Raw genomic sequence first — 15,915 nt, forward strand, 5'->3', positions numbered from 1 at the left:
ATGGTGATCCAAGGATTTGGTTTCGAGGATTGCCATCCTTCGCAGGTCCGGACGAGATTCTTGGGGTCTTTCTTTACGTCGGCGTAATCTACCTAATTAATCTTAGCCAGGTCACCGTTGAATCCATCCGTGAAACTAGAAAGACTGATCTCAGTGAGTTTCTTGAGCAGGTTCGCCGAGATAAGGACCGAGTCTCAGATGAGCTATTGAGTAAGTTACGAGTCATTGCCTCCAGCGGTCCACTTCGAGCGGTTTGCGAAGGCGATACGGCAGTAGGTAGAACCCTTGAGCATGCCCTCGGAATTTTACAGAACCCATCGAAGCAGCCCGACTACCTCGGCATTGAGCTGAAAGCATATAGAGGTAAGCCTAAGCAGGAAAATCGTGCCGGGCTCTTCTCACAGGTTCCCAATTGGTCGATGAGCCGCCTCAAGTCCAGCGCGGAGTTTCTTCGAGAGTTTGGCTACGAGCGACGCGGGCTTCGCCGTCTTAACTGCACCGTCTCCGCCCGGATTGCCAACTCTCAAGGGCTCAGATTTCGATTGGATATGGATGAAGAGGTGCTTCACGAATTTCACCAGCCCACCAACTCCGATTGCGCAATATGGGCTTTACCTCACCTTCACGCGCGGCTGCTTGAAAAGCACCGAGAAACCTTTTGGATACGAGTCCGGTCGACACATTCAGAGGGAATCGAATACTTCGATCTGGAGTCTGTTCGGCATACGGAAAAACCGAGTGTCGTGCAATTCAATGCGTTACTGGGCCTTGGGTCGGTCACGATGGATCACGTGATTAAGGAAACAGCGAGTGGTGGGGCAAAGGACCAGGGATATCTCTTCAAACTGAACAAGCGCGATATTCCTGTGTTGTTCGCGCAGCCCCGCGATTACTCCTTCGGCCAAATTGGTGAAAATACACCTCTTGCTATCAGCAAGTTAGCCTAAAAAAGCCAGGTGGAAAAGTTTTTTGCTAGACTGCCTCTAGTGCAGTGGTTTTGCAACGGAGGTTCCCCATGCGTTCAGACGGCAAACTCGTTTTCGTGGATCTTTTTGCTGGTTGCGGAGGGCTTTCCCTCGGTCTAGAGCAAGCGGGACTTCATCCCATTCTCTTCTCAGAACTAAACAAATCTGCAGCCGAGACATATATCGCGAATCGAGCGGACATGAGAGACCTTTGGGTGCCTGATGTCTACGATTTGGATAAGAAGGAGCTGTCTTCGAAATGGTGGCCCAAGTGGCACGCTCAAGGCATTGCGGACGGAGAGGTCGATCTCGTTTGCGGGGGACCGCCCTGCCAGGGCTATTCCGGAATCGGGCACAGGCGCTCGTACAAGGTCGAAAAGGCGGATATTCCTTCGAACCATCTCTACCTTCAGATGATCGAGGTTATCAAGGCTGTTAAGCCCAAGATGTTTCTATTTGAAAACGTGCGTGGAATCACCTTCGGACGGTGGACAGATACCGGCCAAAAGGGGGAAATCTGGAGCGAGGTGCAGGCCTCCTTTAAGAAGCTGTCTGGATACTACGTGCCGGATGGCGTTCAATTGAATTCAAGCGATTATGGCGTTCCTCAACGGCGTCCGAGAGTGATGATTGTCGGGATACGGAAGGATCTGGTTCATCTTTTCAAGAAGGATCCTCAGGGAGTGGCCGAAGGCCTGCTACCTTCCAAGCTCGAAGGGGTGATGCCTCCCAATCTGAAAGATGTGCTTGGCGATCTAATGGATCCCCTCTACATGGAAAGGGACGCAACCGTCGCTTACCCAGGTTCTCCTAAGACAGCAACGCAGAAGTATTACCGGCAATCTCAGTGTTGTTCTTGTGTCGCCCAAAAAGGCGATCCCCTCACCGACCACGAGTATTCGCAACATAAGCCAAACATCAGGGCCAAGTTTCTTCACATGATCGATAATGAGGGGGCGATTCCGGAAAAGATGCGGACGAAGAAGTTTGCACAGAGAGTTCTGCCCGCCGTCTGGGGAGCGCAGGGGCCGTCACTCACGGTGACTTCCTTGCCAGACGATTTCGTACACTACGAACAGCCGAGAATACCCACCGTACGGGAATGGGCTCGACTGCAAACTTTTCCAGATTGGTATCAGTTCAAGGGCTCGCGAACTACCGGGGGATCGCGCAGGGCGGGTATCCCCACTGAGGGGGTTTGGGATAGAGAAGTACCTAAGTACACCCAGATCGGTAACGCAGTCCCGGTGAAACTCGCCCATGAAATTGGCAAACATCTTGCGACGATCCTCAATAGCGAGTCCGCGGTTCAGATCCGAAAGAAAGCGCCAGCCAAACAAGAGAACCTTGCATTGGTTTAGCTCGCACTTGATGAGCTGGTTTGCCAATAACAAGCGCATCTTCCCATGGCGGGCGTCCGACGCGAGTCTCTTCGTTCAGGTCGTTTCCGAAGTATTGCTCCAAAGAACCCGCGCGGAAACAGTTGCGAAGTTTTTTCCCTCGTTTGTGTTGAAATATCCAGACTGGAAGAGCCTGAGTGAAGCTTCAAACGCCGACCTGGAAAGATTTCTAAAGCCCATAGGGCTGTGGAGACGCCGTGCATCTTCTCTGAAGAATCTTGCCTGCGCAATGGCTGCTAGACATGGCGTCTTCCCTCTCGGTCGCGTTGAAATCGACGCACTGCCAAACGTGGGTCAATACATCGGGAATGCGATAGAAATGTTCAGCTTCGGGAAGCCTGTGCCCCTTCTTGACGTGAACATGGCACGTTTACTTGAGCGATTCTTCGGCTCACGGATATTGGCCGATATTCGTCACGATCCTTATCTTCAACGTTTGGCCGGCCGCGTTGTCGATCTGCAAGAACCTAAGCTGATGAACTGGGCAATTCTGGACTTCGCCTCAAGCGTTTGCAGCATCAAACCGCGATGCGAAACCTGTCCACTCCGAAAAAGATGCAGCTTTTATAAAGCCAACGCGCTAGAAACAACGTCCGGAAAGAAGCTCTTAACGAATGCTTCCGAGTTCGGCCTGTCCCCGCAAACGAAACGGGGCACGGCAGTACGTCCAATCTCTAACTCCACGACAAAACAGGAATAGGTGTTCCAGCTTTCTCGTGCGCCCTCTTCTATCCCTTCCCGCAGGCCTTCGAGATCTTCTTCCGAAAGCTCGATTCGGTTGCGGTGGTCTCGTCTAGATCGAGAGACGAAGCAAGGAAGCGGAGTGCAGGTTCGCTCAGAAGCGAGGAAGCTCTTGGCGAAGGATGCGTCGTAAACCTTCAATCAGCGTAGCCGAAGACGGCCGGAACTGCCCCGTGCGGTTTCTGGGAGCGATTCCGAATGCGGCAGACTGTATAACCAATATGGCGAAGCGACTCTCAAAGCACGGAGAACTCGACCTCTATTAAGAAGCGAGTGGTTGTGGGTACCCGCCAAAGCATGTTGCCGCGTGGATACAAGCGAACCAAGCCTCCGTTATGGCATAGAAGAGGAAGAGAGCCAAACTTCAATATCTAGGTAAACCCGCCGGAGAGCTTACGCTCCTCAGTTGGTGATTTTCAAGAGTCCGGGAGACATGTCGCGGGCTCTTTCCTTTCGATTCCCCAACCGACTGTTAGCCTGGAGGCCAGTTCATATGTCGGCCACCCAGCAGATGCAAATGAAGATGATTGACGGTCTGGCCGCCATCATCGCCGGTATTGACGACGATTCGGTAGCCTTTGCTCAGATTCTCGTCCCGTGCGATCTTCGTCGTTGCAGACATAAGCGAGCCCAAAAGCGCGGCGTGCTCAGCCTCTGCCTTTGCGATCGAAGATATGTGCTGTTTCGGGATGATCAACAGGTGAGTTGGAGCCTGAGGGTTAATGTCCGGGAAGCCGATACAGAACTCGTCCTCGTAAACGCGGTTTGCCGATATGTCTCCGGCCACTATTCTGCAGAAGAGACAATCGGAAGATGCGACATTGCTCGGCGTGATCTTCATTATGGTCGAAGGTAATTTGGATGCTGGCCTGCTGTCCAGAAACCTCTTCGGTTTCTCCCCGCCGATCTCATCCCGCCATCCCGGCCGGCCCTCGCTCGCCGGCTACGCGGCAGAAGACGTTCGCGATAGAGAGGTCCGCGCCTCCTTTATTTCCCCACTCCAACCAAGACCCCAACGGCCGCTGCTGCGCAGCGGTTTTAGGGTGACACGTCACCCCAGAATGGGAGCTGCACAGTAACCCGCGGTTGGCGATCGGGAACTTGCTGAAAACGCGAGGGCAATAGAAAAAGTATAAGAAACGCGGTACTCTTGAAGCGATCGCAGGTTGCTGACGGGGAACCATATGAGTTCCGATCCCTTAGCCCGCTTTCGGCCACGCTGCCCGAAACTGTGCAACGCGCAGGCGATGTGTGGCCTGTGTTCTCCCCTGGTTGCTGGCGGTGATCTATGAAGCCGCCGCTCCGTACAAAATCCGTTGGTACTAAAGTGAGCGAGGCCGAATTCGCCACGCTGGAGGAGCGAGCGCGTTCGGCGGGGCTGACACTGTCGGAGTGGGTCCGGGACGTGCTCCTTTCCGCACCACTGGACGGGGGAGTGGAGTCTGGCGAGGTCATCCTGGCTGAGTTGCTGGCCCTACGGTCTCTGTTCTTAAACCTGAGCTTTCGCACAGCTAAGGGCGAGCCGATGGTTGAGTCGGAGCTGCGCGGTCTGATCGAACGGGCGGATGCCACGAAGGTAGAGAGAGCACGTGAACGCCTGCAGGCCGCCCGTTCGGTCCTGCGGAAAACCCAATCGGAGGAGGTCGAAGGGGATGGCGGAATGGGGGCGTAAAGAGTACTCGAAAGCATGGCCGAGCCAAACGCCGGTGTGGACTTGGGCGGCGATCCTGCTGACGGGCGTGTTCCTTGCCGGCGCGCTGACGATGCAGTACAGGGAGCGATGGACAGCGGCGCAAAAACTGTACCTAACCGATTATCTTAGGAGCGGAACTCTAGGCCGGGGATCGCCGACCGCGACGGGGAAGTACACCTTGCTGGAGGCCGTCGTGGGCAAGGGCCAACGGCTGCTGATCGATGACGAGATCGAGCCGGTGACCGGGCCGGACGGGAGGCACGGGTACCAGCTGACGGATGAGGGCGTAAGCGACGGCATTTTGCGGTTGCAATATGTGACCGGGACGTACAACGACCGAGGGCTGCACACGCTGCTGGGACGGTTCGTGTTCAAAGATCAAAGGACTCGGGACCTGGCAAAGACGCCGGCGGAATGGACGGCAGGGTTCTTCGTCCTGTCACTGTTGGTTGCGGTTCCGAAGGACCGTGCGCGGCGGATGGTTTGGAAGCATGGTCGGCGGTTGCGCGGCCCGGAGTTAGTGAGGACGGCGGAGTTCAACGCGAAGCTGGGTCGTCCCGATGGCATTGCGTTCGTCAATGAGGAGCAGAGTTGGTCGGACCGGCTTGTGCATAAAAATCTTAGCCGCTGGGTACGTATTCCGCGTGACCGCGAGGCGATGCACTTCCTCATCGTGGGCGACAGCGGCACCGGCAAGAGTGCGACGATCCGGCAGCTTCTCTCGCAGATCGCCGACCGTGGCGAAGCCGCAATCGTATACGACCCTGCGATGGAATATCTGCCGCAGTTCTATAAGGAAGGACGCGGCGATGTGGTGCTGAATCCGCTCGATGCCCGATGTCCGTTCTGGACACCTGGCGATGAGGTTCCCCACGAAGCAGAGGCCCTGACCTTAGCTGTTAGCTTGTTTCCGGATCAGGGGCGAGAGAACCGCTTCTTCGTCGAAGCTCCACGCAAAATCTTCGCGCACTTGATCAATCTCCGACCGACTCCGCAAGAGCTTACATACTGGATGAGCAACGCAGACGAGATCGACAAACGAGTCGAAGGAACAGAGATGGCGGCCATGATCGACCGTGGCGCAGCGAACCAGCGAAGCGGTGTTCTGGGGTCCCTTAACATGGTCGCCGACGCGTTCAAGCTGCTCCCGACAGAGAGCGAAACTGACCGACGATGGAGCACCGTCGAGTGGGCGCAGCAGCGCAAAGGATGGGTGTTTATCACATCGAAACCGACGATGCGCGAGCGGATGCGGCCACTGGTGAGCCTATGGCTCGACCTGCTGGTGCTGCGGATGATGAACGACGACACGGCTCGACGCAAGACCTGGTTCGTGCTCGACGAGCTGGCGAGCTTACAGCATCTCCCGCAACTCAAAACGGCGGTGACAGAGAACCGCAAATCGAATAACCCGATGGTACTTGGCTTCCAGGGTAAAGCGCAGGTCGAGGCACTGTACGGACATGTTGCGGAGGCAATGTTGAGCCAGCCAGCGACGAAGATCTTCCTGAAGACGAGCGAGCCGCATGCATCCGAATGGATCTCAAAAGCCATTGGAGAGATCGAGGTAGAACGCTTCCGCGAGTCGCGCGTAAAGGGCGCATTTCCCCGCGGGCGCGAGAGCGAACAGCGTGACATAACTCGTGAGCCATTGGTCATGGCATCCGAAGTTGGTGGACTCGATCCACTGCACGGCTATCTGAAGCACGGCAATCTGGTGGTACAGATGCGCTTCCCGTACATGGAGCTGGCAAATCATGCGGAGAAATTCATCGAGCGAAAGTTAACGCCATTGGTTCCGGTGCCAATAGCAGCAGAGCCTACGGCTGTTGCGGTTGAAAAACCGGTCATGCAGCCTGCCCCGCAACGGAAGTCGCCGCAGGGAGTTTTAAAGAAGCAGGAACAACAGCCAGCGAAGGTGAACGAGCAACATCCATACTTCGAGTGAATCGCTTATGGTGACACTTTCCAAACCGATCAGCTCCGGCCAGGCGCAGGCGTATCACAAAGCGGAGTTTGCCAACGCCAAAGAGAACTACTACACCGAAGGCGAACGTGTGCGCGGCGAGTGGCAGGGCCGGCTTGCGGAGCGGTGGGGGTTGTCCGGCGAGGTGCAGGAGCAACAGTTCACAAGATTGTCCGAAGGCCAGCACCCATCGACCGGAGAGCAGCTTGTGCGTCATCAAACCGCGCGTGAGTATGAGAATGAGCGTGGCGAGATGGTGCGGACGATGGAGCATCGTGCCGGCTGGGATGCGACATTCAGCGCACCGAAGTCTGTATCGCTCACTGCCTTGGTGGGCGGCGACAGTCGTGTGTGTGAAGCCCACCAGGAGAGCGTCAGGACAGCGCTTGACGAGATGGAGAAGTACGTCCAGGCCCGCATAGGTGGCATCGCTCCGGCTCAGACGACGGGTGCATGGGCTGTCGCTAAGTTCGAGCATGACAGTAGCCGACCCGTTGGTGGCTATGCCGCGCCGCAACTTCACACGCACGCGGTGGTATTCAACCTCACCGAGACTGTTGATGGAAACACTCGGGCTCTGCAGCCGCAGGAGCTGTACAAGACGCAGCAGTATGCGACGGCGGTCTATCGCTCGGAGCTGGCATCGCATCTGCAGGGGCTGGGTTACGAGATCGAACGTGGCGAACACGGACAACCAGAGATCAAGGGGTACTCGCGCGAGTATCTGGAGGCGTCGAGCCCGCGGCGGCAGCAGATCGTCGATCACATGGAAGCCCGCGGGACTTCGGGAGCTGGCGCTGCGCAGATCGCGGCCCACCGGACGCGCGATGCAAAGCAGCCGCTCTCCCATGAAGAGGTCCGTCAACGCCATCAGCAGTTGGCCGTCGAGTACGGTGAACAGCCCCAGCGCCTGCTCAGAGAAGCAGCCCGGCGAGATGTCGTAATGCTAAGGCCCGAGTCTTCGCAACGTGCGGCACAAGAGGGCATGAGTTACGCTCGAGAGCGTGGTATGGAGCGCGAAGCTGTTGTGGATGAGCGTTCTCTCATGAGAGATGCGTTGAAACACACGATGGGCGATGCTCGTCTGCCGCAGATCCGCGTCGAATTCGATCGCCGCTCTGCCGACGGGAACCTGATTGAGGTTGAGCGCAGAGCCGGAGTCGGATCTCGTGCGTACACGACCCATGAGATGCAGAGATATGAGCGGGAGATGATCGAGCGCATGAGACAGGGAAGAGATGCACGCGAGGTGTTGGCCGACGGGAGAGTACGGCAGCAAATTATGGCAGAAAACGGGCATCTCAGCGTGAGCCAGCGGCACGCGGTCGAAGCGGTGCTGACAAGTCGTGATCAGATGATGGCCCTGGAAGGTGTTGCGGGAGCAGGGAAGACAACATCACTAACCGTAGTCCGCGACGCTGCGGAGGGTGCAGGCTATGGGGTTGAGGGTCTCGCTCCAACGTCGCGAGCCGCGAAGAAGCTCGCCGAAGCTGGCATCGAGACGCAAACCTTGCAATGTTACCTTGCACGCGGAGAACAGGTCGACGACAGTCAAAAGCGATTCTACGTCGTCGACGAATCGAGCATGGCAAGCACACAGCAGATGCACACGTTTGTGCGGCGGCTAAAGGAGAATGATCGTGTGCTTTTTGTCGGTGACACGCAGCAGCATGAGGCTGTCGAGGCTGGGCGGCCTTATGCGCAGTTGCAGGAGGCGGGTCTGCGCACGGCTCATCTCGATGAGATCATTCGGCAGAAAGACCCCGTCCTGAGAGAAGCTGTCGAGCAGCTCTCACGAGGCGAAGTGCGCGCAGCGATTGGCAATCTTGACCAACAAGGCCGTGTGGTCGAGATCAAAGATCGTGAAGGGCGTATCAGTGAAATAGCGCATGAGTACGTACGCTTTCCTCAGAGCAGCTTGGTCATCTCGCCTGACAATGAATCTCGCCGCGAGATCAATCAGCGCATCCATCGCGCGATGCAGGCAGAGAACAAAGTCAGCCACGAAGAGCATCGCGTGCACGTGCTAAATGTACGGCAAGACATAACCGGCGCAGACCGGCAGCATGCGCAGAACTACGAGAAAGGGGATGTGATCCGGTATTCGAAAGGAAGTAAGCCTCTCGGTTTGCAGGCTGGAGAATACACCCGGGTGACAGCCACGGATCGAAAAACGAACATCGTGACTGTCAAGCGTCGCGGCGGCGAAGAACTGAGTTATGATCCGCGGCGTCTGCAGGGTGTGACTGTCTATCGCGACCACGAACGCAGCTTCGCCATTGGCGACCGTGTGCAGATGACGGCGCCGTTTTATGAACAGAAGCTCGCAAACCGGGAGCTAGGCACGGTCGAGCAAATTGACAAAGACGGCAATCTGAAACTGAAGATGGACTCAGGCAATGAGGTCAATTTCAACGCGAGGAAGCATCCGCATCTCGACTATGGCTATGCGGTGACGAGCCATAGCAGCCAGGGGCAGACCGCAGACCGGGTACTGATTCATGTGGACTCCTCGCAAGCCCTTGGTGAGTTGCTGAACAGTCGCATGGCTTACGTCTCAGTCTCGCGTGCGCAGTTCGACGTCAAGATGTATACAAACGATGCTAAGACGCTCGGGCAGGAGTTAAGCCGGAATGTAACGAAAGCCACAGCACTCCAGGAAACTTCTCAGCCTCAAGAGACGGAACAGCGCATCGGGCCGCAGGCTGTTGATCTAGAAATATCGCAGGGTCTCCGCATGAGTTGAAACCAACTGCGAGGTTCAAGAGCACAACCACTCGGGTGGGTTTACATGTACGGCTTTGTCGCAAATCTTCTGGAGTGAGACCACCAAATTGCCGGGGTTAGTGCAGCATCTGACTCTTTGCGCTCACCCCCGAGTGCCCCCAGGTGAATTTTTGCCTGTTACGTCAGTTATGTCTCAAAGTTTTGCGCCAAATAATCCCCAGTCAATATGTACAGAGGAAAATCCGTTCGCCAGAACAGGCGGTCGCTATTGACACGCGGTAAAACTTGCGATATGACTTGCTTCTGATAATTATAGAGATTCGATCGCGGTAAACGTAATTCCGTGTAACGCGATGAACTTTACAATCATGGTTTACAGATAATTGAATATTTCTTCCGGGCCTTTCTACAAAATAAGTTGAGCCGAACATTTTGTCAGAGGTGCATAAATGCCCCGATATTCACTGCCTATGTTGATTTCGACTTTGCTTTTGGTGTCTTCATACAACCTAAAAGCACAACCAGCCGCTGCTACCACACCTACGACAAATGTTTCTACGCCAGGACAGCAGATTGCTACGATTGAAGGTGTTCCTACGGCTGCAACTGCAGCAAGCCCCCTGATTGGAATCGATGCGTCGGGCAACCTAGATCTATCGGCAGTGTCAAAACTCCTGGCTCAAACCGTGTGCCAGTTGGGTTCATCGCCCTCATGCAACCTCGATAACAAAAGCACATATGTCGTCATCCACGTTCTTGTCTGGGGAGATCCCGCTCCCGGGGGGGACCCCAACACCGCAGTCCAGTCCATAAAGACGACGAATTGGTATGTCTACAGGAATTATGGGACTCGTAAATGGAACAGATGGGGTCAGGGCGATTTCAGCGGCAACAATCGTTTATATGGTGCTTCGAAGATCGTGCTTCTCTACTTACATCTCAATGCAAGTGATTTTGGCCCCCACCCTTACAGCGTGCGTTACCAATTAACGATAGCAAAGAGAATTCCGACGAACCTTCAAGCAGTCTCGCAGTTAGCACAACTGATTATCCCCTCCTCCAAAGTTGCCGCAGCGCCGACGAAAAGCAATCTATGGGGGGGAGGAGTGATCGATGTCGGTTACAAGACTAGCGATATTAAGGTGGATTCATTCCTTGAGACTCCATCGACCACTGGCGCTTCGACTGCAGTCTCCACAAAGTTATCGCCAACTTACTCGCTGATAAATGAGCCGAAGGAATACTGGGACGTGAGCGTCGCAGTGCCCGTACACAGCGTAAGTTCACTGCAGTACACAAGTTCAAATAACACCGTAGTACCTACCCAGATAAGTAAACAAAACGTCTTCGCGGCTCTAGACTTATATTTCCCGCCAATAGACTTAGCTGGGTCTAACTATAGCCTTATTCCGCACCCAATAGTAGGAGTGTCAATGGCGAGTCAACCATTGCATTCGATTCTTGTGGGAGGAGCCATAGGCTTTTCGTTTGCCGAAGTCTATGTTGCAAATGATTTTGTCAAACAACAACTCTTGAACGGGGTAACTTCAGGTGGTGCCGCGACTCCGGCACAGCTGGCAGCAGCTTCCAAGTATAGCTTCACTTCTCAATTCACGATTGGAATAAATCTTCCTATTAAAGCCGCTGTGAGCGCTCTGCAGAAAGCCACAAAATGAATTGCTTACGAATGCCAGAGTTGAACTTGTCTGAACTCTTTCAAAGGCAAAATACCCCGCACGAGATCTGTCGAACCCCGTTCTTGAACCCGTCAGAGTCAACGCGAAAGGTGGAAGTCTCTTATAGATCGAGGTGGGTGCAGTGAGGAGGCGAAATGGGTAAGCTTTATCGCATAATAGTTCACATTTTTATATTTTTCGTCGCGCTCACCATAAAAAGCACTGCACTAGGCGGTCACCAACCAACCGCCATGCCACCTAATGTCGTTCCGTGGACAATTCTTATATTCATGAACGGTGATAACAATCTAGAACCAGATGCCCTGATGAACTTTGGCCAGTTAGCCAAGATCGGCGGCAATGCGGACGTCAATGTCGTCGTTCAACTCGATAGGATCGCGAAATATGCTCATACTCAACCTGACTGGGCGCAAACTTTGCGCTTTCGTGTCACAAAAGGGATGAAGCCTCTACCTTCTAATGCTATGGAGGATATCGGCGAAGCAAATATGGGCGATCCAAAAGTTTTATCCGACTTCGTGACTTGGGGGCAGAGTCATTTTCCGGCACAGCATTACATGCTAATCATTTGGGATCACGGCCAAGGGTGGCGACTCTTCCTAAACACACTCCTCACAAAAGAACGCTCAATGAGACACTCTCGTGCGTATGCCCCGACTGACAATGCTGTCAGTCAGCGATCTGCTACCACCGCGCTTCGATCAGGGGTGGGAAAGGCTGATAGTCAGGGTATCACCGCGCCACTCAACAGTGCTCCAGGAGCAACATTTCGATCCGCTTCAAATGATGAAACTAATAATGATCAGCTTTACGACAGTGAGATTGAATCAGGGCTGAAAAGTGCACTTAACGGTAAGAAGATCGACGTCATTGGCTTTGATGCCTGTTTAATGTCAATGCTTGAGGTCGGCTATGCTTTGCGAGACGTCGGCTCATACATGGTGGGAAGCGAAGAGCTTGAACCTGGCGACGGCTGGAAGTACGATGATTGGCTTTCAGCAATTGAAACTCATCTCCCGCAGGACGGGGCCGAATTGGCTAAAATGACGGTTGCCTCTTACGAAGCAACTTACCAAAACCCAACTGCGGAAACTACTCTCTCAGCATTAGATCTCAGTAAAATCCCGGCGGTGGCATCTTCGGTATCGGCCTTAGCCGATTCGTTGATGACGAACATTGTTCCCAATTTGCAAGCAATTATTACAGCTCGCAACGAAACGTCCACTTACGCGCCGGGGTATCAGTTCTATCATGTTGACATCGTTGAGTTCTTGACTAATCTGCGTGCTCAGGTCACTGATGCTAAGCTGCTGGCCGTGATTTCTGAAACAGAGTCTTCTGTGCGCTCATCCATAATTGCCAACTATGCGGGCACAGCCAGGCAGGGATCTTACGGTTCATTTGGTCTAGCTATCTATTTTCCTGCAACTTCCACCGATCATACAAATGATCCTTTCGCGGAGGGTGGCTATGAGAAAAACAATACCTATTATCCCGTCGATTTTGTGCAGGATTACCACTGGTCCGATTTTCTCCATCAATACTGGAGTAAAGTGCCGTGAGATACATACCGATAGGTTTCATCCGTTGCCTTAGTGCAATAGTGTTCATGATTGCAACTGTTACCTCTAGGCAGATGATCGCTCAAGCCACCATTACTAAAGGCGTCGCGCTCGTCATTGGAAACACAAATTACAAAGTGGGAAGCCTACCTAATGGATCCAATGATGCAAAGGACATGAGTGATGCACTGAAAAGTCTCGGATTTGACGTATTGCTCGAACAAGATGTCAATCTCGAAAATCTAAGGTCGGCCATAAAATCATTCGGCGCAACCGCACAAGCCAGTGGGAAGGTGGCGATATTCTATTTCTCAGGTCACGGTATCCAAGTGAACGGGCAAAATTATTTGATTCCTGTCGATGCAAAATCTATGAAGGAAATGGATGTCAACAACAAGACCGTTTCTTTGCAGACGGTCTTTGATGCCCTTGGTAGCCGAACCGCACCGAACATCATCATATTAGACGCATGTAGAGTAAATCCCTTTTTATCAGGCGCATCTGAGGGATGGGTGAAGGGGCTTATTGCTCCAGCGAATCCGCCTTCCAACTCGGTTATAGCCTTCTCTACGTCTCCGGGCAGCGTAGCAGCCGACGGTGAAGGCACTCACTCACCTTACACAAGAGCTCTCCTAAAGTACATGCGCAGGCCAGGCCAGAACACCGACGAGCTCTTTACAAAAGTCAGGGCCGACGTCGAGGACAATACCGATAACATTCAGGTTCCGTGGGAAAATACTTCGCTCGGTTCGCGTACTATGCTCCGCGACCCCGTATTCATAGAAGCCCAGTTTTCTTCCGCAGACGACGACGCTTTGCTAATGATAAACGGACAGTCAGTGTTGGATTGGAACGAAAACGGAGCCGTTAAGAAACGCATTCAGCTCCAAGGTGGCATCAATGATGTTGTTGTAAAAGTATACAATCAGAGAAGTTACACTGGCGGTATTCCCGGGCTCGGAGGACATCTTCCAGAAGGATGGAACTACGGGCTGATTATGACGAAGATTGATGGCACTCCTCTCTTCCCTGCACTGTCAGGAGGAGAAGACCATCCTGCAGATAATGGAGCACATCACGGCAAATTATTCACGGTAGCTTCAATGAAGATTTTTGTTGATGAGTTTGCAGATAATATTAGCGTGCTCTCAATTAATGCAGCCGCTTGGAAACAATAGCTCAATAGCTGGATTAAAGTGTACTTTCGCGGTCATAGCTTCATCCATCATGGCCGTATAGCTATAAGTTTTTCTTGAATATCGAGCCAATCGATCAAAGCTGACGGGCGAATGCTAAGAGCGACGCTTTTACTTTTATATCGAGGTCTGTCTCGGCCGAGACATTGGTGGTGCCCAGCGAGACGTGCACCAGCCATGCGCGGATATTGTTGATGTCTACTCCGGCGCGAACTGATTCCGCCGCGTCATTGCCCAACGCCATCGGGCGTGCTCACGAGATAAACCGCTCTTTGCACCGGACCCGATGAAATTAGATCCTGAAATTTTAAGTTTGCGTCGCTGGTTCTCGCGACGACATCAATAGTCTCAAAACTTGCATTCTTGCCTTGTATCTTCCAGAAGGTCGTGGATAACGGAAGCTCGACCACGAGATGTTCACCGTATATCAGGTCATACTGCTTAACTACGCTCTTCTCACCAGTGGGTTTATATTCTTGTAGAGGCGCCCAGTAGTGGTAGGTGCAAGGTGATCCCCAAGAGTCTCCATTGAGCGTCAAAGACTTTCCGCCACCGAGTACTTTAACGCCATTGCAACGACTGTATTGACAATTCGGTTGCGTCTCCGCGAATGTGTTGGCTTGGCATGATACCGGCTCTGCAAATTGATGATTGTCATCGACCTTATTCGAGAAGGTAAACGGGAATTGCCTGACGTCACCGTGTTGATTATGGTCATCGGTGGTGCCTGTAAACTCCTGTCTACTGTTGACTGTGACCCATTCCATGATTGGCTCAGTCCACGTGACAGTGACTGCCGAGGCGACCTTCGGCATCAGCGTCACTGAAACTGGCACCTTATAAAAATGCGATTGCTTACCGAAAGGGTGTTCGGAAATGACCTCAACGGTGATCACAATAGGGATGATGGAGATGGCGCGCTCCTTGCCGAAGGGACCGAACACTGAAGCTGGAATACTAATCTCACTTGTATAGGCCCTAACTTTGTTCTCACGAAAGGAACTCAGGGCGTTATCGCCTACCTGAACCGCTTTCACGGCCTGAGATCGCTTACTTGAATCTGTCCCAAAGCCAATTCCAACAAACGTCAGGACGTACGTGCCGTCAGGCTTCTGTAATTGGGTGATGCCCCTAATACTCTGCAATAGAAAATCATACTGTGACCATCTTGCCAAATCACCCGTCAGGGTTGTGATATCAAGGTATGTCGACTCCTTGAGTTCAAATGCTGACGTCTTAAACGTCTTCGATTGGGAGGTGAGCTCCTCAAGACGACTCAAAAGCAATCTATTCTCGGTCGATAGAGCGCCAACTTTTTTGTTCAGGTCAGTTCCGACAGTGATCGCCGCGTTGTTCGCCGCCACACTTAGTTCGTTCGCAGCCTTTACCTCTAATGCATCGCCAGCGTTTCTTGCATTGGCAATTAGGGCGTCACCTGTTTCTTGGGCATTTTGGATGACGTTCTTAGCTATTGGGCCAGAGGCGAAAATACCGGCTAATCCGCAACCAGACAGCAACAGAGCAGGAGATATGCTCAGGAGCATAAGGCACGGGCCTTTTGCAAGCCACGTAAAGTAGGGCCTTCGCATAGATTTCCTCCGTGAGGTGTCCTCAAACGCTTCTTACTTTGAACTTCACCAGCGGAACCTCGGCATAATACCAGTACACCCCACAATCCGTTGCAGTTCGCTATGTAACGGACCCCAGGTCGCAAGGAAACGAAGACGTCAGTTCCCACAAAAAATTATATCCACAACGACCAGCTCGAATCTGGATTTCTCAAAGAGACCACCGGGCTGAACCGCTACAATCACGGTGCCGCGCCGAATGTAAATGTCAGGGCAATACCTGAGTGCAAGTTTGTTGCTACCAGGATCGAAGTCAATCCATTCGCCAGTACGTCACCAAGTTTGTAACCCGGCAGTAACTGATCTCGCCTTACAATTTGCAGCAGAGGCGTAATGAAAA

The 15,915-nt window shown here is 53.2% G+C and carries 12 protein-coding genes; 9 read left to right on the top strand and 3 right to left on the bottom strand.

Annotation, left to right across the window (positions count from 1 at the left end):
• The first annotated feature begins 29 nt into the window (after positions 1–29).
• The 3 genes from RBB82_RS16600 to RBB82_RS16610 all read left to right on the top strand — a co-directional run bounded on the left by RBB82_RS16600 (position 30) and on the right by RBB82_RS16610 (position 3,065).
• Positions 30–947 (top strand): MvaI/BcnI family restriction endonuclease, encoded by a 918-nt coding sequence (locus RBB82_RS16600; RefSeq protein WP_433971862.1) that lies wholly within the window; start codon positions 30–32, stop codon positions 945–947.
• Between the two features lie 68 nt (positions 948–1,015).
• Positions 1,016–2,326, top strand: a complete 1,311-nt coding sequence (locus RBB82_RS16605; RefSeq protein ID WP_433971863.1) for a DNA cytosine methyltransferase — start codon at positions 1,016–1,018, stop codon at positions 2,324–2,326.
• Positions 2,313–3,065, top strand: coding sequence for a hypothetical protein (locus RBB82_RS16610; protein ID WP_433971864.1), 753 nt, complete (start codon positions 2,313–2,315; stop codon positions 3,063–3,065). The genes RBB82_RS16605 and RBB82_RS16610 overlap by 14 nt, the downstream gene beginning before the upstream one ends.
• A 513-nt stretch (positions 3,066–3,578) precedes the next feature.
• Here RBB82_RS16610 and RBB82_RS16615 read toward each other — a convergent pair.
• A complete protein-coding gene (locus RBB82_RS16615) occupies positions 3,579–3,947 on the bottom strand; it encodes a histidine triad nucleotide-binding protein (RefSeq protein WP_433971865.1) in 369 nt (122 codons plus the stop codon).
• A 447-nt stretch (positions 3,948–4,394) separates the two neighbouring features.
• Between RBB82_RS16615 and RBB82_RS16620 the strand changes: the two genes are divergently transcribed.
• From RBB82_RS16620 to RBB82_RS16645, 6 genes are all read left to right on the top strand, one after another.
• A complete protein-coding gene (locus RBB82_RS16620) occupies positions 4,395–4,778 on the top strand; it encodes a plasmid mobilization protein (protein ID WP_433971866.1) in 384 nt (127 codons plus the stop codon).
• A complete protein-coding gene (locus RBB82_RS16625) occupies positions 4,759–6,747 on the top strand; it encodes a type IV secretion system DNA-binding domain-containing protein (RefSeq protein ID WP_433971867.1) in 1,989 nt (662 codons plus the stop codon). The genes RBB82_RS16620 and RBB82_RS16625 overlap by 20 nt, the downstream gene beginning before the upstream one ends.
• 7 nt (positions 6,748–6,754) lie before the next feature.
• Positions 6,755–9,511, top strand: coding sequence for a MobF family relaxase (gene mobF / locus RBB82_RS16630; protein ID WP_433971868.1), 2,757 nt, complete (start codon positions 6,755–6,757; stop codon positions 9,509–9,511).
• A gap of 451 nt (positions 9,512–9,962) precedes the next feature.
• A complete protein-coding gene (locus RBB82_RS16635) occupies positions 9,963–11,168 on the top strand; it encodes a hypothetical protein (RefSeq protein WP_433971869.1) in 1,206 nt (401 codons plus the stop codon).
• Positions 11,169–11,323: 155 nt separating this feature from the next.
• A complete protein-coding gene (locus tag RBB82_RS16640) occupies positions 11,324–12,751 on the top strand; it encodes a clostripain-related cysteine peptidase (RefSeq protein WP_433971870.1) in 1,428 nt (475 codons plus the stop codon).
• Between the two features lie 47 nt (positions 12,752–12,798).
• Positions 12,799–13,929: a caspase family protein gene (locus RBB82_RS16645; protein ID WP_433971871.1), complete on the top strand. Its 1,131-nt coding sequence runs from the start codon at positions 12,799–12,801 to the stop codon at positions 13,927–13,929.
• A gap of 94 nt (positions 13,930–14,023) precedes the next feature.
• On the opposite strand, the gene RBB82_RS16650 is transcribed toward RBB82_RS16645, so the two are convergent.
• Positions 14,024–14,191 carry a hypothetical protein gene (locus RBB82_RS16650; protein ID WP_433971872.1) on the bottom strand — a complete coding sequence of 56 codons (168 nt, stop codon included), beginning with the start codon at positions 14,189–14,191 and terminating at the stop codon, positions 14,024–14,026.
• On the bottom strand, positions 14,175–15,491 hold the full coding sequence (locus RBB82_RS16655; RefSeq protein ID WP_433971873.1) for a hypothetical protein: 1,317 nt from the start codon (positions 15,489–15,491) through the stop codon (positions 14,175–14,177). The genes RBB82_RS16650 and RBB82_RS16655 overlap by 17 nt, the downstream gene beginning before the upstream one ends.
• Between the last annotated feature and the right edge of the window lie 424 nt (positions 15,492–15,915).

The organism is Tunturiibacter lichenicola (genome assembly GCF_051013355.1).
Lineage (GTDB): Bacteria > Acidobacteriota > Terriglobia > Terriglobales > Acidobacteriaceae > Edaphobacter > Edaphobacter lichenicola_F.